15 protein-coding genes and 1 pseudogene are annotated in these 18,198 nt (G+C 51.8%); 11 read left to right on the top strand and 5 right to left on the bottom strand.

Translation table 11 applies throughout. The annotated features are described in order from the left end of the window. The first annotated feature begins 28 nt into the window (after positions 1-28). Together BM235_RS10050 and BM235_RS10045 are read left to right on the top strand one after the other, a co-directional pair. Entirely contained in the window at positions 29-3,094 is a 3,066-nt protein-coding gene (locus BM235_RS10050) for a glycosyl hydrolase (protein WP_090112327.1), read from the top strand. A 71-nt stretch (positions 3,095-3,165) separates the two neighbouring features. Next, positions 3,166-3,534 carry a glyoxalase superfamily protein gene (locus BM235_RS10045; RefSeq protein WP_090112325.1) on the top strand — a complete coding sequence of 123 codons (369 nt, stop codon included), beginning with the start codon at positions 3,166-3,168 and terminating at the stop codon, positions 3,532-3,534. 62 nt (positions 3,535-3,596) lie between these two features. On the opposite strand, the gene BM235_RS10040 is transcribed toward BM235_RS10045, so the two are convergent. Continuing rightward, positions 3,597-4,031 carry a winged helix-turn-helix transcriptional regulator gene (locus tag BM235_RS10040; protein WP_090112323.1) on the bottom strand — a complete coding sequence of 145 codons (435 nt, stop codon included), beginning with the start codon at positions 4,029-4,031 and terminating at the stop codon, positions 3,597-3,599. 253 nt (positions 4,032-4,284) lie between these two features. Here BM235_RS10040 and BM235_RS10035 point away from each other — a divergent pair, with 253 nt between their 5' ends. The 7 genes from BM235_RS10035 to BM235_RS10005 all read left to right on the top strand — a co-directional run bounded on the left by BM235_RS10035 (position 4,285) and on the right by BM235_RS10005 (position 11,435). Then, on the top strand, positions 4,285-5,046 hold the full coding sequence (locus BM235_RS10035) for a GTP cyclohydrolase II (RefSeq protein WP_090112321.1): 762 nt from the start codon (positions 4,285-4,287) through the stop codon (positions 5,044-5,046). Beyond that, entirely contained in the window at positions 5,039-6,136 is a 1,098-nt protein-coding gene (gene ribD, locus BM235_RS10030; RefSeq protein WP_090112319.1) for a bifunctional diaminohydroxyphosphoribosylaminopyrimidine deaminase/5-amino-6-(5-phosphoribosylamino)uracil reductase RibD, read from the top strand. The genes BM235_RS10035 and ribD overlap by 8 nt, the downstream gene beginning before the upstream one ends. Before the next feature lie 17 nt (positions 6,137-6,153). Continuing rightward, positions 6,154-7,245, top strand: coding sequence for an LLM class flavin-dependent oxidoreductase (locus BM235_RS10025; RefSeq protein WP_090112317.1), 1,092 nt, complete (start codon positions 6,154-6,156; stop codon positions 7,243-7,245). A 63-nt stretch (positions 7,246-7,308) separates the two neighbouring features. Next, complete coding sequence (locus BM235_RS10020) at positions 7,309-8,295, top strand: aldo/keto reductase (protein WP_090113500.1); 987 nt, start codon at positions 7,309-7,311, stop codon at positions 8,293-8,295. 184 nt (positions 8,296-8,479) lie between these two features. Beyond that, complete coding sequence (locus tag BM235_RS10015; protein WP_369803506.1) at positions 8,480-10,042, top strand: spore germination protein; 1,563 nt, start codon at positions 8,480-8,482, stop codon at positions 10,040-10,042. After that, positions 10,039-11,208, top strand: coding sequence for a Ger(x)C family spore germination protein (locus tag BM235_RS10010; RefSeq protein ID WP_090112313.1), 1,170 nt, complete (start codon positions 10,039-10,041; stop codon positions 11,206-11,208). The genes BM235_RS10015 and BM235_RS10010 overlap by 4 nt, the downstream gene beginning before the upstream one ends. Further along, positions 11,205-11,435, top strand: a complete 231-nt coding sequence (locus BM235_RS10005; protein ID WP_090112312.1) for a hypothetical protein — start codon at positions 11,205-11,207, stop codon at positions 11,433-11,435. Before BM235_RS10010 ends, BM235_RS10005 begins: the two co-directional genes overlap by 4 nt. Here BM235_RS10005 and BM235_RS10000 read toward each other — a convergent pair. Further along, a complete protein-coding gene (locus BM235_RS10000) occupies positions 11,424-12,524 on the bottom strand; it encodes a GerAB/ArcD/ProY family transporter (RefSeq protein ID WP_090112311.1) in 1,101 nt (366 codons plus the stop codon). The two genes, BM235_RS10005 and BM235_RS10000, sit on opposite strands and share 12 nt — an antisense overlap. A 236-nt stretch (positions 12,525-12,760) precedes the next feature. Here BM235_RS10000 and BM235_RS09995 point away from each other — a divergent pair, with 236 nt between their 5' ends. After that, on the top strand, positions 12,761-13,183 hold the full coding sequence (locus BM235_RS09995; protein WP_090112310.1) for a tetratricopeptide repeat protein: 423 nt from the start codon (positions 12,761-12,763) through the stop codon (positions 13,181-13,183). Positions 13,184-13,351: 168 nt separating this feature from the next. Here the strand turns inward: BM235_RS09995 and BM235_RS09990 are convergent, their stop codons facing one another. The 3 genes and pseudogenes from BM235_RS09990 to BM235_RS32930 form a co-directional block, all read right to left on the bottom strand. Continuing rightward, positions 13,352-14,437: a GerAB/ArcD/ProY family transporter gene (locus BM235_RS09990; RefSeq protein ID WP_090112308.1), complete on the bottom strand. Its 1,086-nt coding sequence runs from the start codon at positions 14,435-14,437 to the stop codon at positions 13,352-13,354. Then, positions 14,434-15,612 (bottom strand): Ger(x)C family spore germination protein, encoded by a 1,179-nt coding sequence (locus tag BM235_RS32935; protein WP_158543754.1) that lies wholly within the window; start codon positions 15,610-15,612, stop codon positions 14,434-14,436. The genes BM235_RS09990 and BM235_RS32935 overlap by 4 nt, the downstream gene beginning before the upstream one ends. Further along, a pseudogene (locus tag BM235_RS32930) lies at positions 15,612-17,181 on the bottom strand (spore germination protein). The gene BM235_RS32935 and the pseudogene BM235_RS32930 overlap by 1 nt, the downstream one beginning before the upstream one ends. Positions 17,182-17,875: 694 nt before the next feature. Here BM235_RS32930 and BM235_RS09975 point away from each other — a divergent pair. Next, on the top strand, positions 17,876-18,198 hold a 323-nt coding region (locus BM235_RS09975; protein WP_255374297.1), incomplete at its 3' end, for a TetR/AcrR family transcriptional regulator.

Raw genomic sequence — 18,198 nt, 5'->3', positions numbered from 1 at the left:
GCCGTAGGAAAGGGAGCGTGTATGCCAGATGGAAGAGACGGTATGGGAACGGTTGAATCGCCCGCCGGCGCGTTACCGCACGGTGCCGCTATGGTCCTGGAACGATAAGCTGGAGGCGGCCGAGCTGACCAGGCAGATCGAGGAGATGCATGCTGCCGGCATCGGCGGCTTCTTCATGCATGCGCGCGGCGGGCTCAAGACGCTCTATATGTCCGATGCCTGGATGGAAGCGATCGGCCTGTGCATCGAGAAAGCGCGAGAGCTCGGCATGGAGCCTTGGCTGTACGACGAGAACGGCTGGCCGAGCGGCTTCGGGGACGGAAAGGTTCCCGCGCTCGGTCCGGCCTATCAGCAAAAACGCCTCGCGTACGAGTTTGCGCCGTTTCGAAACGGTACCGCGCAGACGATCGCGTACTACGAGATCACGGAACAAGGCTATAAGCTGTCTTCCGGGGACGATGCGGACCAGCGGTCGGATTTGCGCGTGTATTACGAAGTAAATCCTTTTTATATCGATACGTTAAGCAAGATGGCGGTCGGCGCGTTCATCGACGAGGTCTATGAGGCGTACTGGACGCGGTTCGGCGAATCGTTCGGTTCGGCGATCAAGGGCGTGTTCACGGACGAGCCGCAATTCGCGCGCAGGGAGCTGCCTTGGTCGTTCGAGCTCGAAGCGGCGTTCGAAGAGAGATGCGGCTATCGCTTGCGCGCGGCGCTGCCCGCCTTGTTTTTTCAGACGGACGGCAGCCGCAAGGCGCGGTACGACTATTGGCGCTGCGTGACCGCGATGTTCACGGAAGCTTATGCGAAGCAGATCGGGGAATGGTGCGGGCGGAGGGGATGGTCCGCCACCGGCCATGTCGTCGACGAGCAGACGCTCATGAACCAGGTAAGTTCCGTGGGCGATCCGCTCGCCTTTTACGAGTATCTGCAAATTCCCGGCTGCGACTGGCTGGGGCGGTTCGTCGGCGAAGATCCGATCGTGCCGAAGCAGGTCGGCTCGGCCGCGCGTCAGCTCGGCAAAAAGCTGGCGATCACGGAAAGCTTCGGCTGTTCGGGCTGGAACGTCAGCCTGAGGGATCTGAAGCGGATCGGAGAATGGCAGTTCGTCCACGGCATTAACCTGATGTGCCAGCATTTGCAGAGTTATTCGCTTAAAGGGCTGCGCAAGCGCGATTACCCGCCTTCCTTGTTTTATCAACAGCCTTGGTGGGAGGATTACCGTCTATTCAACGACTACTTCGCCAGGCTGACGATGCTGCTGTCCGAAGGCGTCCGGCAGGCCGAAGTGCTGCTGCTCCATCCGATTCGAACGGCCTGGGTCGAACAAACCGGCCGCGACGCTTCGGGCATCCGGCCGTATCACGACGCGTTCGCCCAGCTGACCCGCTGGCTGTGCCAATCGTTGATCGAGCACGACTACGGAAGCGAAAGTCTGATCGAGCGCCATGGCGACGTCCGGGACGGTCGGTTTATCGTCGGGCAAGCGGCTTATCGCGTCGTGATCGTGCCGCCAGGCGTCGCTATTGGCGAGATGACCTTCGAGCTGCTGCAACGCTTCGTATCGCAGGGGGGCTGCTTGATTGCCTTTTCGCCGTACCCGCTCTGGGTCGGCGGTGTCTACGATGCGGCATCCGAACGATTGTTCGCAGCTGCCGTTCAGCCCGGCTGGAGCCGGGAAGCATTGGCTGCGCGCGTCGCCGAGGCCGCTCCGCCGTTCGTCGCCTTGGCGGACGGCTCGGGATCGCCGATCGCCTCCGACGAGATCAACGTCCAGACGCTGGAGCTAGACGGGGCGATGATCTATTACGTCGTCAATTCGGGCGACCGCGACTTCGGCGAGATCGATTTCTATTTTAATAGAAAAGGCTCGGTATCGCGGATCGATTTGGAAAGCGGCGAGATCGTACCTTTAATTTGGACCGAGACGGAAGACGGCGCTCGCATTCGGCTGAAGCTGTACCCCGCGCAATCGTATGTTCTACAGCTTGTGCCCGGCGCTTCGGAGCCGCCATTAAAATTTCCGGACGTTGCGGATGTCCGGTCCGTCGCTTTGCCGCTGGATCGCGCTTGGCGCCTGGTTGCTTCCGACTTAAACAGCCTGACGCTCGATACATGCCGGATCCGGATCGCGGACGGCGACTGGTCCGAGCGTCGGCCCATCATTCTCATCCAAGATCAGCTGCTGCGCATGCGGCGAACGGTTCCCATCGCTTTGGAGTTCGAATTTTATGCGACGCCGGACGTCGCCGGCGATCGCGAATTTTATCTGGCCATGGAGGATCCCGCTAGCAGCGTCATCCGCGTAAACGGGCAGCCGGTCGAATCGACCGAATGCGGCTGGTGGATGGATACTTCTTTCAAAAAGGTAGATATTCGCGGGCAGATCTGCCAAGGGCGCAATACGATCCTGCTGGAGACGGAGTTCCGCCTGTCGCCGAGCACGCTTGAAGCGCTCGAACGCGCCGAACGGTTCGAGTCGGAGGGCAACAAGCTGACGCTTGATACCGAGCTCGAGAGCGTGTACTTGCTCGGCGCGTTCGCGGTAAGCTCCGAAGCGCCGTTTACGGACGGCGAGCGGCGGGCTGTCTTTAACGAAGGGCCGTTTAAGATTGCTGCGCTGCCGGATCTCGTTATGGCGGACGATTTGGTCCGTCAGGGGTTTCCGTTCTTTGCCGGAAACGCAAGGCTCGAGCAGACGGTACGGATCGATCAAGCGGGCTGGTCAAGCGCAAGCTGGCAGTTCCCGTCCGCGCCCGATGCAATCGTCAGCAGACTTTGGATCAATGGACGCGAAGTCCGCGCCTTTGTCTGGGAGCCCTATGAAGCGGATATTACCGATTATCTGCGCATGGGGGACAATCGGATCGAGCTCGAGCTGACGAGCAGCTGCCGGAATACGCTCGGCCCGCATCATCATCTTAAGGGCGAAGTGTATAAGGTCGGTCCGGACAGCTTCAAGGACAAACCGGGGTGGACGGACAGGGACATCGAGCCTGGCACGAATATTTATTTGGACCGCTACGCTTTCGTGCGATTCGGTCTCTCCGAAGCGCCGCGCATCGTTTTGCGAGGCGGATCGAACGAAGCGTAGAGGATAAACCGGGGCCGGCAGCGAATCATTCGAAGGAGAGCAAGCCCAATCGATCGAATGGAGGCCGGCCCATGGCGCAACTTTCGCAAATCGTACCGATTCTGCGCATTTTCGACGAAGCCAAAGCAAAGACGTTTTATATGGACTTTCTGGGATTTTCGCTGGATTGGGAGCATCGGTTCGAACCGGATATGCCGCTCTATATGCAGATCTCCAAAGACGGCGTTCAGATTCATCTGAGCGAGCATCACGGAGATTGCTGCCCCGGTGCGGCGATCCGAATCAACATGAACGGCGTGCGGGAATTACAAAAGGAACTGATCGGCAAAAAGTACGCCTACGCCAGACCTGGCTTGCAAAAAACGCCTTGGAACTCCGAAGAATGCACCGTCGCGGATCCGTTCGGCAACCGTCTGGTGTTTTGCGAGTATTTATCGTAACGCATCATATCGCTTTGCAAAAGGCATCTCTCTAATAGAGAGATGCCTTTATTTGAGTTCGTTTAATTTGAGGTTGCTTTATTGAACACTTCGTTGTCCGGCGTGTTTTTAAGTCGATTCATGAGCGTCCCCACGTTTTCTTCGCCATATTCCTTTACTAAATACTGCGCATGCGTTTCTCCCCAATCGCTCATCACTCGAATGACGGGAAGCAGACTTTTTCCGTGTTGCGTAAACGAGTACTCTACTTTTGGAGGAATCTGGTTAAAAACCTTGCGGTGTATGATTTTATGGTACTCCAATTCCTTTAACTGCAGGGTGAGCATTCTTTTGTTAATGCCCGGTATCGCTCGTAGAAGCTCATTGTATCTCATGGTTTCGTTGGTCATGAGTTGGAATATGATCATGAATTTCCACTTTCCGACTAGAATGTCAAGGGAAGTCGTAAAGTTGCATCCGACAAATTCATCGAATTCTTCGTGATTTTCAGCTGGCATATGCCTTAACCCCCGTCAAATCAAATGGTTTACTTTTTTAGACTATGCCTAAAAAAAGTGCCTAGTTTAAACAATGGTTTATATGTATTATTCTAAACCCAGTCGATCGCATTATTCAATGCCTAGGAGCAATCTCAGCTTTCAGTTTTAATAAGAAAATAGATGTCCGCTGCCGGTCATTCAATTAAAAGACGGGTCTTTTGCGCAAGATAAGGCAGGATTAACCGGAAAACCAAATAAAGGAGTCATTCGCATGCAGGTCGCACAGCATTTCGATCCTCAAGTCCTCGCCCATCTTCAAGGCAAAGTGAAATTAATCGACGCCGAAAAAGGCGCCATTTATTTGGTCGGCCCCATTAAACTCCCGGTCAACCTACTCGGGGAAACCGTCGAGTTCAAATGGTACTGCTGGCTGAACTGCGACGAAGTGACCGAAGACTTCGAGCGGATCATCGCGAAGCTGTCGTCCGCCAACCTGGCCGAGATGCAGCAGTCGAGCGTGCTCGTCCATGGCGACTTCGAACACGCGGAGCATGCGCTCATCCGGTTCCACTCGATTTGCCATACCGGCGATATTTTCGGCAGCAAGCGCTGCGATTGCGGCTATCAGCTTAAGCAATCGATGAAGCATGTCGCCGAGCACGGCAGCGGCGCGATCTTTTACCTGGCGAACCATGAAGGCCGCGGGATCGGATTGTTCAGCAAAGCGCTGGCCTATATTTTGCAGGAAAACGGGTACGACACGGTCGATGCGAATCTCCAGCTCGGCTTCGTGGACGATTCGCGCGATTACGGGGATGCGATCAAGGTGCTCAAGGCGCTTCGTTCGAAGCCCGTCACGCTCATTACGAACAATCCGAAGAAGTTAGAAGCGCTGCGTCAAGCCGGCCTGGACGTGGAGGACCGCGTTCAGCTGTGGGGCGACGTGTCCGAGTATAACGAGAAATATTTGAAAACGAAAATCGAGCGCGCAGGACATCTGAACGATGGCGAAGGCTGCTGCAACAATGACTAACCACGAATTTTACATGAGGCTCGCTTTGCACAACGCGATGGCCATGAAGGGCCAGACGGACCCGAATCCGCTGGTCGGATCGGTTATCGTGAACGACAACCGAATCGTCGGCGTCGGGGTCCATATGAAGGCCGGCGAGCCCCATGCGGAGATTCATGCGATACGCATGGCTGGCGAGCATACGCGGGGCGCCACCATCTATGTCACGCTTGAGCCCTGTTCGCATCACGGCAGGACGGGGCCTTGCGCGGTGGCGATCGTAGAAGCGGGCATTCGGCGCGTGGTCATCGCTGCGCTGGATCCGAACCCGTTGGTGTCGGGAAGAGGCGTCTCCATTTTGCGAGAAGCGGGTATCGAGGTCATCGTCGGCGTCTTAGAGGATGAATCCCGGAAAATGAATGAAGTGTTCAATAAATTCATCGTCCACCGGATTCCATTCGTAACCCTGAAGTCTGCGGTGACGATGGACGGGAAGACCGCGAGCTACGCCTCCGACAGCAAATGGATCACCTCGGATGCCGCGCGCGAGGACGTTCATCTGCTCCGCAACCAGAACGTCGCGATACTCGTCGGCGTCACCACGATCGTCAAGGACGACGCTCAGTTGACGACGAGATTGCCGAACGGGAGAAATCCGGTTCGGATCGTCCTGGATTCCACCTTGCGCCTGCCCTTGGATGCGAAGGTCGTAACGGACGGGGAAGCGCCGACCTGGGTTTTTACGACGCCGTCCTACGATCGCGACAAGAAAGAGGCATTGGAATCGGCAGGCGTCACTGTCTTTGTAACCGGGCGGAGCGGCAGGGTCGATCCGGCTGAGGTTGTTCGCGTCTTAGGCGAACAGATGATTTCTTCGCTGTTGATCGAAGGCGGCAGCGAGATTAACGCTTCCTTCTTCGAACGCCGGCTCGTCGACAAGCTCGTGATTTATATGGCTCCCAAATTGATCGGCGGCCGCGATGCGCCTTCTTTTTTAGAAGGGACGGGCATGGAAAAAATGAACGACGCCGTAGACGTAAGCGATCTGAGCATTGAGACGGTGGGGAGAGATTTTAAGTTTACCGGTTATCCCGTATATAGAAATAGGTAAGCCAGGGGGACATAGAGATGGGAGAGGAACTGCTCGCGGACGCGGGAATCGAGATCGGACTTTATACGCTTGGGGATATCGTTCCGGATCCCTACACGAATCAAACCATTAGCGCCAGGCAAAGAATCAAAGAGATTATCGAAGCCGCGAAGCTCGCCGACGAAGCGGGTTTAGACCTGTTCGGGGTCGGGGAGCATCATCGTTTGGATTACGCCGCGTCATCGCCGGCAGTCGTGCTGGCCGCTATCGCCCAGCGCACGAGTCGGATCAAATTAACGAGCACGACAACCGTCCTGAGTACCATGGATCCCGTACGTCTATTCGAGGATTTCGCGACATTGGATTTAATCTCGGACGGGCGCGCGGAGATTATCGCCGGCCGAGGCGCTTTCGTAGAGTCATTTCCTCTTTTTGGCTACGACACCAAGGACTATGATGCGTTGTTCGAAGAGCATCTGCAGCTTTTCCTGAAGCTGAACGAATCGGAAAAGGCTACGTGGGAAGGACGGTTTCGCGCTTCTTTTACCAATGCGGAGATCGCACCCCGTCCTCTTAAGCAGAAGCTGCCGATCTGGGTAGGCGTAGGCGGAACGGTAGAAAGCGCGGCCAGAGCCGGCAGACACGGCGTCGGCATGGCGATCGCGATGCTTGGCGGCGATCCTGCGAGATTTCTGCCGCTGGCGGAAGCGTACCGGGAAGCCGGCAAGCTGGCGGGACACGATGCGGAGCGGTTAAAGATCGGCATCACGGGACACGGCTTTTTCGCAAAAACCACGCAGCAGGCCAAAGAAGCGTTTTTTCCTTATTATTCGAACTACTGGTCGTACGTGAACCGTCAGCGCGGGATGACATTCCGGATGGACCGGTCCGATTTTGAACGGATGGCCGGTCCCGAGACGGCATTGTTCGTAGGCAGCCCGGCGCAGATCGTGGAGAAAATCCTGCGTCAATACGAGCTGTTCGGTCACAGGCGATTTTTGGCTCAACTCGATATCGGCGGACAACCCTTCCATCAAGTGGCGGAGAGCATCGAACTTCTCGCGACAGAGATCGCGCCCGCCGTGCGAAGAGCGACGAGCCAAGCGCTAAGCGCATTGCCATTAGGATGAATCCTCCATCTGAGCTATTATAGATTGTGGCAGGGACAACCCGATGGAGGAAGGATGATCGAATTGGAGTACGTGAAACTGGGGAATACCGGGCTGGACGTATCCAGGCTTTGCCTGGGCTGCATGAGCTTCGGAGACGCGAGCCGTTGGACGCATCCGTGGATTCTCGACGAGGAGAACAGCCGTCCGATCATCAAAAAGGCGCTTGATCTGGGCATCAACTTTTTCGATACGGCCAATATTTATTCGACGGGCGCGAGCGAGGAGGTCGTCGGTCGGGCATTGAAGGATTATGCGAACCGGGATGAAGTGGTCATCGCGACGAAGGTGCACTTTCGCATGCGTCCTGGACCTAACGGCGCCGGGCTGTCCCGGAAGGCGATCTTAAGCGAGATCGACAACAGCCTGAAGCGGCTCGGAACCGACTATGTGGATCTATATCAGATTCACCGCTGGGACTACGACACGCCGATCGAAGAAACGATGGAGGCCTTGCATGACGTAGTTAAGGCAGGCAAAGCAAGATATATAGGCGCCTCCGCGATGTTCGCCTGGCAGTTCCTCAAGGCGCTGCATGCGGCGGAGAAGAACGGATGGACGCGATTCGTTTCTATGCAAAACCATTACAACCTGCAGTACCGGGAAGAGGAACGGGAGATGCTCCCGCTTTGCAAGGAAGAAAAAATCGCAGTGATCCCGTACAGCCCGCTCGCATCAGGCAGACTGCTGCGCGATTCGGGCGATACGACGGCTCGCTTCGAAACCGACGAAGCCCAGCGGACGAAGTACGACGCGATGCAAGCGGCCGACCGGCCGATCGCGGACCGGGTCGCGGCGATCGCTTCACGGCGCGGGGTTCCTCGCGTACAGATCGCGCTCGCCTGGATGCTGCAAAAGGAGACCGTCACGTCGCCGATCATCGGCGTGACGAGCATGTCCCAGCTCGATGAAGCGATACCGGCGCTGTCCGTCAAGCTGACGCCGGAAGAGATCGCATCGCTCGAACAACCGTATGTACCGCACCCGGTCGTCGGCGCCATCGCGAGATAGCTGCCGATTCTGGCATAGAAGGCACGCCTTTAAGGCGTGCTTTTTTTCGTAGGCGGAAAGGGGATTTTGCATATTGCGCGCCTCGCAGGCGTGCGTCGCATATTTTCAGGCTCCGATTGGGAAAATATAGCCATCGCGGGTTCTTTTAGGGAGGGCATCTCATTTGAGACGACTGAGGAAATGGATGCGACAGAATCCGAAGTACCCCGCCATGCAGGAGTCGCTCGATACGGCGGGCGATGAGGAAGCGAGGCTAACCGCTTCGCTTGAGCTGAACGAAGCGACGTTCCGGCACGTTTTCGAGGATTGCTCCGATATCGTCTTCCGGCGCGTTCGCTTTGAACGACAGGAATCGCTGCTGGTCATCTATATCGCCAGTTTGACGGACGAACAAGTCATCGACGATCATATTCTAAAACCGCTGATGTCGCGCGGGACGGGGCAAGCCGACTCGGAGCAGTCCGGCGCGGAAGCGCTGAAAGACCGGCTGATCACGTCGGCGTCCGCGCGGCTGTCGTCCGACGTCAATGAGATCGTGCGTCAGTTATTGAACGGTCAAGCGGCCGTGCTTCAAGACGGCGACAGCGTCGCAATATTGGTTAAGGCTGACGGCATCAAGCAGCGAAGCCTTGAAGAGCCTTCCTCCGAGCCGGTCATTCGCGGACCGAGAGACGGATTCATCGAAAACATTTCCACGAACATGGGATTGCTTCGCAGCCGGCTGAAGACGTCGCGGCTCAAAATGGAGTCGGTCACGGTCGGAGAACTGTCCCGGACGCAGGTCGTACTGGCTTATATCGCGGGGATCGCGACGGAATCGCTGATCGGCGAGGTGCGCGAGCGAGTGGGACGGATTCAGATCGACGGCATTCTGGATTCCGGTTACATCGAGGAGTTTATCGAAGACCTCCCATACTCCCCGTTCCCGCAGACGCACAGTACCGAACGGCCCGACGTCGTCGCAGCCGAACTCTTGGAAGGTAAAATCGCCATTCTCGTCGACAATTCGCCGTTCGTGCTCATCGTCCCTATGACGTTTTGGACCGGCCTTCAAGCGAGCGAGGACTATTATATTCGCTGGCCCGTTGCCACCTTCGTACGCTGGATCCGATTTTTGTTCATTTTCATCGCCATTTTCGCGCCTTCCTTGTACGTGGCGGTTACGACCTTCCATCAGGAAATGATCCCGACGAATCTGGTGCTGAGCATCGCGTCCGCCAGAGAGTCCGTTCCTTTCCCGGCTTTGTTCGAGGCGTTGTTGATGGAAATCGTATTCGAGGCGCTGCGGGAAGCCGGGATTCGGTTGCCGAAGCAGATCGGGCAAGCGATCAGCATCGTCGGCGCGCTCGTCATCGGCCAGGCGGCCGTGCAGGCGGGCATCATCTCCGCGCCGGTCGTCATCATCGTGTCGATCACGGGCATCGCCACGTTTACGATTCCGCGCTACAGCTTCGCTAGCGGCGTACGGCTGCTGCGATTTCCGATCCTGTTCCTGGCCGGTACGCTCGGATTGTACGGGATCGTGCTCGGATTTTTAGGCATCGTACTGCACGTGGCTTCCTTGCGTTCATTCGGCGTTCCGTACTTGACGCCGCTCGCACCGATTCAGCCGTCGAGCTTGAAGGACACGCTCATGCGGTTGCCGATTTGGGCGAAGCGGCATCGTCCGCAGGCGTCGGGATCGGCCGACCGGGTTCGCGAGCCGGCCGGGCAGCAGCCAAGCCCGTATCGGGGGAAACGATCATGAAACGAGGCTTCAAAGCTTGCCTCCTCTTATGCGCGTGCCTCCTAAGCGGCTGTTGGGACCGAACGGAAATCAACGATCTCGCATTTATCACAGGCAGCGCGTTCGATCTGACGGATACCGGAGATTACAAGCTGTCGCTGCAGATCGCCATTCCTTCTTCGAATCAGGGCGGCGCTGCGGGCGGCGGAGCCCAGCAAAAGTTTTTCGTCCTATCGGCCACCGGGAAAAACGCGAACGAGGCATTCGAAAAGCTGCAGAAGAAGAGCTCCCGAAAGCTGTTCACCGCCCATCGCAGCGTGATCTTCATCGGCGAAGCATTGGGCAAGAAAGGAATCAACGGCATTTTGGACATATTCGTACACGACCCGCGGCAACGTCTGCGTACTTATATTATGGTCGTAAAGGGGGGCGAAGCGGAAAAAGTGCTGCAGACGAAATATCCCTTCGATCAGGTGCCGATGGAAGCGGTCAAAGAGATGGAGGGCCAGCAAAGCGAAATTGCGGTCAACCTGCGGGAGTTTTTCATATCGGCCTCAAGCCCAGGAATCGATCCGATCATGGGCGCCATCGAGGTCGAGCCGGAGGGAAACGAACAGGTGAAAGCCCGGCTGTTCAAGCTGGCGGGATCGGCCGTGTTCAAGGAGATGAGAATGGTCGGGTTATTGAACGGAGAAGAGACGGACGCCCTCAATTGGGCGACCGATCATATGGAGGACGGGAGAATCAACGCGGCGCTGCCGGACGGTCAGGGCAACGTCGGGATGCTCGTCACCCATGCCCGGAGGAAAATCACGGCCGATACCCGCGGGGAACGCATCCGGTTCAAGGTCTTGCTGCAAGGGAAAGGCACGCTGATCGAAAATAATACCGATCTGAATATTTCGCGGCCGAAAAATATCGCGCTCGCGGAGCAGGCGCTGGAGAAATCCGCCGAAAAACAGGTGTCGGAAGCCATGCTTAAGCTTCAAAAGCAATTCGACGCGGACGCCGTCGGCTTCGGACAAATACTCCGTCGAAATAAGCCGAAACAATGGAAAACGATCCAAAAACAGTGGGAACGGAAATTCGCCGAGGCGGACATCGAGGTCGTCGTAAAGCTGTCCATCGCCGGCGCCGGGATGGCCGGTCCTCCCTTACAATGGAGCAAAAAGGAGATCCGAGAATGAGCGCTTACCTCGTCGTATATGTCGTATTGGGCGCGATATGGACGATCGCGCGTATGAGAACGTTGCTCGGCAAGCAAAAAGGCAGGGAAGCGGCCGTATATGGCGCGACGATGGGCATATCCCTCGTCATCGGTTCCTTGCTGCTTGTCCGAATGACGCTGCCGAGCTTCGTTTTACCGGTTCAGCGATTGCTCGAGCCTATCGGACAATTTTTGTTACGACATTGAAGGAGCGGTCTTTCTTTTTGCTGCGTCCACGACCAGAAGCAAGAGAGGGATCAGCGTTTGATTCCAAAAGGCCAGAATCGGGAACGTGAAAACGAGATAGTTCAGCAGCGCGGCCGCGTTCGGGAAAATCCAGACCGAGCCGATCAGGGAAAACAGCGCGAGCGGAAAGACGAGGTCCCGGTAATTCCGGATTCCGAAAAACTGGCTTACGCATACGCTGAATATGAACATGGAAACCGATATTTTGATGAAGCAGCCGATTACCCAGGTCGAAACCGCGATCGCTTCGAGACGCTCGAAAGACCCCTCGATTCCGATATATTGGACCACGCTCAAGAACGAGTAAGTCAATTTCCCAGTCAATGGACCGAGGATCATAATCGTAAGCATGATCAGGCTGACGGACATCAAGGTAACGCCCGCTAATGCAATATTGGACACCTTGCGCGCCTTGCCGGACGATTGGAAATAAGGGAGGAGCCACCCCAAAATAAACACCTGATTCATGAATCCTCCCGCGGGATTGATCGCGCCCTGGAGTACCCTTCCGAATCCATGCTCAACAACGGGCTTAAGCATATGGGCATTAGCTTCCATGATGGTCAGGATCAGGAGCGGAATAAACAAGACGAGCAGGAGCAAGGTCAGAAACTCGTTGGATCTGGCGATGACTTCAATGCCTAGATAAGCCGCAGCGCCGGTTAAGGCTAATAAAGTCAGGCTAATCACGATAAAAGGGCTCTCAGGGAGCAAAAGCGTACTGACAAATCCCGTGTGCTGCATCGTAATGGTCGATATCGATACAAACCAATAATAGGCGTAGTTCGCCGCTACTAATTTCCCAAGCCATTTCCCAAGAATACGGGAGCTGTATTGTTCAACCGTCTGACCGGGATACCGCCTTGATAGTTCGCACATGACCCAGATGCTCACAAAACCGGTCGCGGGCGCGATCAACTCCGATATCCAAGCATCCTGCATGGCAAACATGACCGAAAATGAAGGGACGGTCAACAAGTTCGTCGAGATGATAAAAGTAAAGATTAAAAAGCCCAATTGGGTGCCCGTGATCTTTTCCTTGGCCTGCATTGCAACTCTCCATTTCCTGGTAAATATGTTCCAAGTATTCGCCAGGGGGCAATCAAATATACTTTGGGTGAATTGAATTCAGAATCAGACGGTTGATTGTTATGTATTAGGAATGAAATCATAATAGGTATTATGTTAACTTTATTTATTAATCTGGGTGACGCTATAATGAAAACCAACAAACGATCATTGGCTAAAAATCATTCATCCACTCGAACAGAACAGGAGAGATCGCGTTGCAGCTCTCAGACTCCACTTATTCCGCAATTAGGGCACTTTGTAAACAAGGGGATGATTTAGTGAAGACAGGCGATCTTGAGGCAGCCAAGCAAACTTATATTGCCGCCCTCCGTTTATTGCCTGAAAATCATCAAGATTGGGAGGCCGCCACCTGGATATATGTAGCTATCGGGGATGTCCACTATCGTATGAAGAATTATGATAAGGCCCTCAAGTGCTTTTTGAATGCCGTACAGTGTCCGAACGGGTTGGGTAATCCGTTTATTCATCTTCGGCTGGGGCAGTTATATTACGAACAGGAAAACTTTGAAAAGGCAGCTGACGAGTTAACTCGGGCTTATATGGGCGCGGGTATGGAGATTTTTATGGAAGACGACCCAAAGTATCTTGCGTTTTTGGAGACAAAAATAGAGATTTGAGGTTAGAGGTTAGTGTTATCCATTTCTGAACTTTAGAGCCCCTGATTATCTACAGGATCTATGATTCGTAACGCAAACACCTGATTATCTACAGGATCCCTGTTTGGCGGTCGGCCCGCGCCGGTGCTTGAGCACTGATCCGTTGCGCCTTGTAAGCCTCTGAGAGTGCTACCTTGATATGTATTTTTTTCGAATAGAACCAATAATCCACAATAGTAACGGGATGCCGACGAGATTTACAGGAAAAATCACATCACGCCAAAACTTCGCAAAATTCATGGTTTCGTTTGTGTTTTGTGGCAGCAGTGATATGACAAAGACAATAGGAGCTATCCACCAAACGGTATGCTTCCATTTTTTGATGTGAAATAATTGCGCAGTACCGTAACTGGTAATAAAGAAATAAAGGGATGCTTTAATAAAAATGCTGATGATCCAAATCAAGACTGTTAAAACATCAACGTTTTGGATAAATTCCATTACAGAGATATACGTTACTGTAGAGTACATAGGATAAATAAATTTAGCCGGCAAATTCGGCCCTAAGACCATAATGATGTTCAATGTCATGGCCAAAACGGCGAATGAAGCGGCTGCAACACCGGCTAAGGAAGAGACTAGAGCTCGCTCGGGTTTGGTCATAAAAGCGATTAACATTACCACCATAAAGGATTCGGCTAGGAAGGAAGCAGGGGATAAACCTCCTTTAACAATGGGCAACAATCCTGAGTTGGAGTAAACCGGCAGTATTCTAAGCCAGTTCAAATCCTTCAAGCTTAATAAAATGACGATAATACCGCTTAAAACGATAATAGGACCGATGATTTCACTGCAACGACTGATACTTCTAAGACCTCCGGAATAAGTGACATATACGATAGCGCCTAACATAATGAGAATGACAATCCATATCGGCGTCGAACTAAATAATGCTGCGAAAACAAAATCCGCATATTCCCTTAAAATGATTCCGGTCACGGAGACCCACATCAAAAGGTAAGGAACGAGTATGATTTTTCCCAGCCATTTTCCGAGAATCGACTGACTGTATTGAATAAATGTTTGCTCCGGGTAAAGGAGGCTTAATCTGACTGCGACAAAGGTAGTGAATAAACAGATCAGGGTTGCAACGATGATTGAAATCCATGCGTCTTGTTTGGCGAAAAATGCGGCAGACGAGAGGCTGTAGATGGCCGTCATCCCAAATTCCATCGAGAAAATCATCCAAAAAAGCTGATATCCGGAAATTTTCATTGTTTAATATCACCTTCCTTAAATTGAAGCGGCGGCCCGACCAGGCCGATACTTTTTATATTTACCTTTACATTGACCGTCACTTTTATGTCCTGAAATATCGTATCCCACTGTCCTTTTATTTTGTTCCATTCTCTTGGATGCTGACGATTCAAGGCTTCATTGAAACCAAATACATCAGTACCATATTGCTTTTGAACTTTAATGACCATTTCAAGAACATGCTCGCTCGTTTTCTCATTGATTGTGTTCTGCACAAGCTTCAAATTTTTCTGCCGTCTAAGATCCAAATTCGTATTGTTTTCTGAAACATGTCCTACTCCGCTTAGTTCAATCTCCATCTTCACCTTATTTTCCGAGGTTATTCTGCTTTTTAGCTTGCTACTAAAATTGGTAACGATGACGCCGACGCTCCCGTCTGCTTCAGGGATATTTTCCTCTATGTCCAAGAAAGATATCCCATTGAGAATCCACTGACGATAAGCGCCTTCTACAAAATTTAAATAACCAGCTAATTTGTAATCGTGGTTAAAAATAGCGCGACCATAAAATCGGATCGTTTTTTGCGACGAGTCGCCCTGTACGATGTCTACGACAGGCAAAGTCGGGCAGCTTCCTTCGGAACTGGAGGCCATCATAAAATCGAGATAGGATGTGCCTGAGGTACCTCCAACCGCTTTATGTATTTTGAGTGAAGCGACGGCAGGAATTTTCTCCAGAGGGTAGGGCACTTGCAAAGCTTCCAAGCCAGTATTTCCCTTGACCACCCAAATGTCCATTCGGATTCGATTGCCCGGATCTCGAGAAAATGCATCTAACATTTCTTTGATTCCATGTTTAGCCAGGTCTTCTCCAATGTAATAGTTGCGTCGATGACTGCGTGTGATCGTGCGAGAAAGTTTTTGTCGTGCTTTTTGAATGGCTTCCAGAATACTTTTACCGCTGCCCGTCTCGATAAAATAAGGTTTTTCACCGCCGATCCCTCCTTTTGAGCTTTGCTCAATTCTGGAGGGAATAAGGAATTGAGCGGCAGTTAAATACGTCCCATCCTTGTTAAGATCAGTCGATGCGGCAAGATCAAAGACTCTGTCCGTTAGCTCTTCACGATCCCAACAGCCTGTGGTTAAAGCGAAACAGAGTATCAGAAATAGGAAAGCTGTCGGGCGGTGGTTCATTAGGCTTCGTCTCCTTGGTTGCCGCCTGGCTTTTGTCCTTTGGGGAATCGCAATTGATGAGGGGTAGAACCGGATAAGGGGATTGTATGCATTCTCCATCTTGGTGCACGAATGAATACGTCCTTTAATTTCCGTTCTTGATAATGGGGTTATCGGACTTAAATAAGGGACTCCGAATGACTCCAGATTTGTCAGGTGAATGAGAAGGAATAAAGATCCCATCGTCACTCCGTATAACCCGAACATCCCTGAAAAAAGGAGCATCGGAAAACGGAGCATTCGAAATGCCACTCCCATGCTGTATCTGGGGGAGATGAGAGATGCAATTCCTGTAAGGGAAACTACGATGACCATCGGAGCCGATACGATCCCTGCCTGAACGGCCGCTTGGCCAATAACCAGAGCCCCGACAATACTGACCGCCGAACCGGTTGGCCTCGGCAATCGAATGCCAGCCTCGCGTAAACCCTCGAATAAAAATTCCATAATAAATGCTTCAATGACCGCCGGAAAGGGAACCCCTTCGCGAGCAGATGTGAGGCTGAGCAAAAAATTAGTGGGCATCAATTGCGGATGAAACGTCGTAATTGCAACATAAATAGAAGGCAAGAATAGCGAAGTGATAATCAATAGCATTCGCAGCCAACGGATGAGGGTAGCGTATAAAAACCGCTCGTAATAATCGTCAGCCGACTGAAACGCGTTCCATAAGGAACAGGGGACGATCAATGTAAAAGGAGTGCCATCGATGAAAATCGCTACTTTTCTTTCCGCAAGGCTTGAGGCGACAATATCCGGGCGTTCAGTATTCTGCACTTGCGGGAATAGTGTGAACGGGTGATCTTCTATGAACTCCTCAATAAAATTCCCGCCAAGCACGGTATCGATTTGAATTCGATTAATTCGTTTTCGAACTTCTTCAACGATCGAATCTATTGCGAGTCCTTCAATGTAGGCGATGACAATAGTCGTTTTGGAAAGATTGCCGACGGTCATGGACTCCATTTTAAGTTTCGTACTCTGAATTTTTCTGCGAACCAGGCTTGTATTCACATTAATGTTTTCCGTAAAGCCTTCTCTTGGTCCCCGAATCGTCGTCTCATTGGCGGGCTCTTCAATGGCTCGCTGTTCAAAGCCTTTTAATTCGGCAATAACGGCATGACTTAATCCATCCGATAGGATAACGACATTGGCAGATAAAATACTTTGTTCAATATCGCCTATCGTCTCCACAGTTTTTGTTTTTGCGATGCTGACCAGCTGTTGTTCCAACATCAAATCAAGAGCGTTTAACTCCCCCAATCCCGGACGTGGAGTTTCTAACATCCAAGGTTTTAGCAATATGTTATCCAATGTCTTGGTATCTACCATACCATCCAAATAAACCAATAGAGCATTGATTTGTCCGAAGATTTGGATACGCCGAAAGACGATATCATAACAATTTTTAAACGTATTTCTGAGAATCAGTTCATTCTCTTCTAAGGATTTGCTTATCTGATCATGGAGTGATTCATCAGGCAGGTCACCATTAGAACTTATATTTTGGATAGTAGGCACCTCAGTCATTTAGCGGATGTTTTGAACGGCGACTCTGCATGTCGTTATCGCCATGTATCATTATTTCCTTATCGCTGGGATTTAGCCGTCCCCGGTTGCTGTTCACGATCCTTGGAGGAAACATTAACCAACAAACAACTGAAATGAGCTTTCGACTTTTGATCTAAGCCACCTAATCAAATTGGAGGCCACCGACCAATCATTTTAACTGGGGATAAGGAGATGATCGGGAGGAGAGGTAAGAAGTGGAAAGTGGAAGTGCGACTCAAGATTGTAAAAGAAGCGCAAGCTGGCGTTAAGGTTGTGGTACTGGCATGCATGTATGTATTATTAAAAACAAACCTCGCTTATCCGCGAAATTTAAAGTAGCAAACAATCAACAGGATATCCCAGGCATTTAATGAATCAAAGCAGATTCGCCGAATGGTCAGATTTTTTCTTTATGTGATCGATTCTAAGAACTGAAGATGTCAGAATTGTAAACAAAAATTATTATGTACTGAGGATCGGCACCAATTCGGGTTGACGATGCGTTCGGGTTAGCGTATATACCAGCTAATCCGGCGAACTGGATTGCTCCTCGACCAACAACTTTGACTTTAATCGAATGATCGTTTAATATACAGTCATGAGACATAAGGACGAGAATAAAAATCAAGCCATATTTGATTCTACGATCCAACTCATTAACGAAGTTGGATTCGTGGATATTTCGATGTCAAAAATAGCAAAGCGAGCTGGGATTTCTTCAGCGACCATTTATGTTTATTATCAGAATAAGGAGGATTTATTACTAAAGCTGTATCTTAATGTGAAGGAAAAGCTGAGTAGAAGCATGGTCTTGAATATTCATGAAGGGCTGGATGCCAAAGAGCTCTGTTATACGTTTATGAAAAATTCATTAGCGTTCATGATTCAAAATAAAGACTGGTTTCTCTTCTTGGAACAATTCACGACATCGCCATTTATGAACAAGTTTTATGAAGATGACGATACTGCGCTTATGTTCAAATCCTTGATTCGTTA

Origin of the sequence: Cohnella sp. OV330 (genome assembly GCF_900112065.1) — a bacterium.
Lineage (GTDB): Bacteria > Bacillota > Bacilli > Paenibacillales > Paenibacillaceae > Cohnella.
The sequence above is the reverse complement of the archived record's forward strand: the minus strand, read 5'-3'. Positions and strand labels throughout refer to the sequence as shown.

Bases quoted from the DNA above. Each gene is read 5' to 3' on its own strand.
- BM235_RS10050 (WP_090112327.1), top strand. From the start codon at position 29: ATGGAAGAGACGGTATGGGAACGGTTGAATCGCCCGCCGGCGCGTTAC.
- BM235_RS10045 (WP_090112325.1), top strand. From the start codon at position 3,166: ATGGCGCAACTTTCGCAAATCGTACCGATTCTGCGCATTTTCGACGAA.
- BM235_RS10040 (WP_090112323.1), bottom strand. From the start codon at position 4,031: ATGCCAGCTGAAAATCACGAAGAATTCGATGAATTTGTCGGATGCAAC.
- BM235_RS10035 (WP_090112321.1), top strand. From the start codon at position 4,285: ATGCAGGTCGCACAGCATTTCGATCCTCAAGTCCTCGCCCATCTTCAA.
- ribD (WP_090112319.1), top strand. From the start codon at position 5,039: ATGACTAACCACGAATTTTACATGAGGCTCGCTTTGCACAACGCGATG.
- BM235_RS10025 (WP_090112317.1), top strand. From the start codon at position 6,154: ATGGGAGAGGAACTGCTCGCGGACGCGGGAATCGAGATCGGACTTTAT.
- BM235_RS10015 (WP_369803506.1), top strand. From the start codon at position 8,480: ATGCGACAGAATCCGAAGTACCCCGCCATGCAGGAGTCGCTCGATACG.
- BM235_RS10010 (WP_090112313.1), top strand. From the start codon at position 10,039: ATGAAACGAGGCTTCAAAGCTTGCCTCCTCTTATGCGCGTGCCTCCTA.
- BM235_RS10005 (WP_090112312.1), top strand. From the start codon at position 11,205: ATGAGCGCTTACCTCGTCGTATATGTCGTATTGGGCGCGATATGGACG.
- BM235_RS10000 (WP_090112311.1), bottom strand. From the start codon at position 12,524: ATGCAGGCCAAGGAAAAGATCACGGGCACCCAATTGGGCTTTTTAATC.
- BM235_RS09990 (WP_090112308.1), bottom strand. From the start codon at position 14,437: ATGAAAATTTCCGGATATCAGCTTTTTTGGATGATTTTCTCGATGGAA.
- BM235_RS32935 (WP_158543754.1), bottom strand. From the start codon at position 15,612: ATGAACCACCGCCCGACAGCTTTCCTATTTCTGATACTCTGTTTCGCT.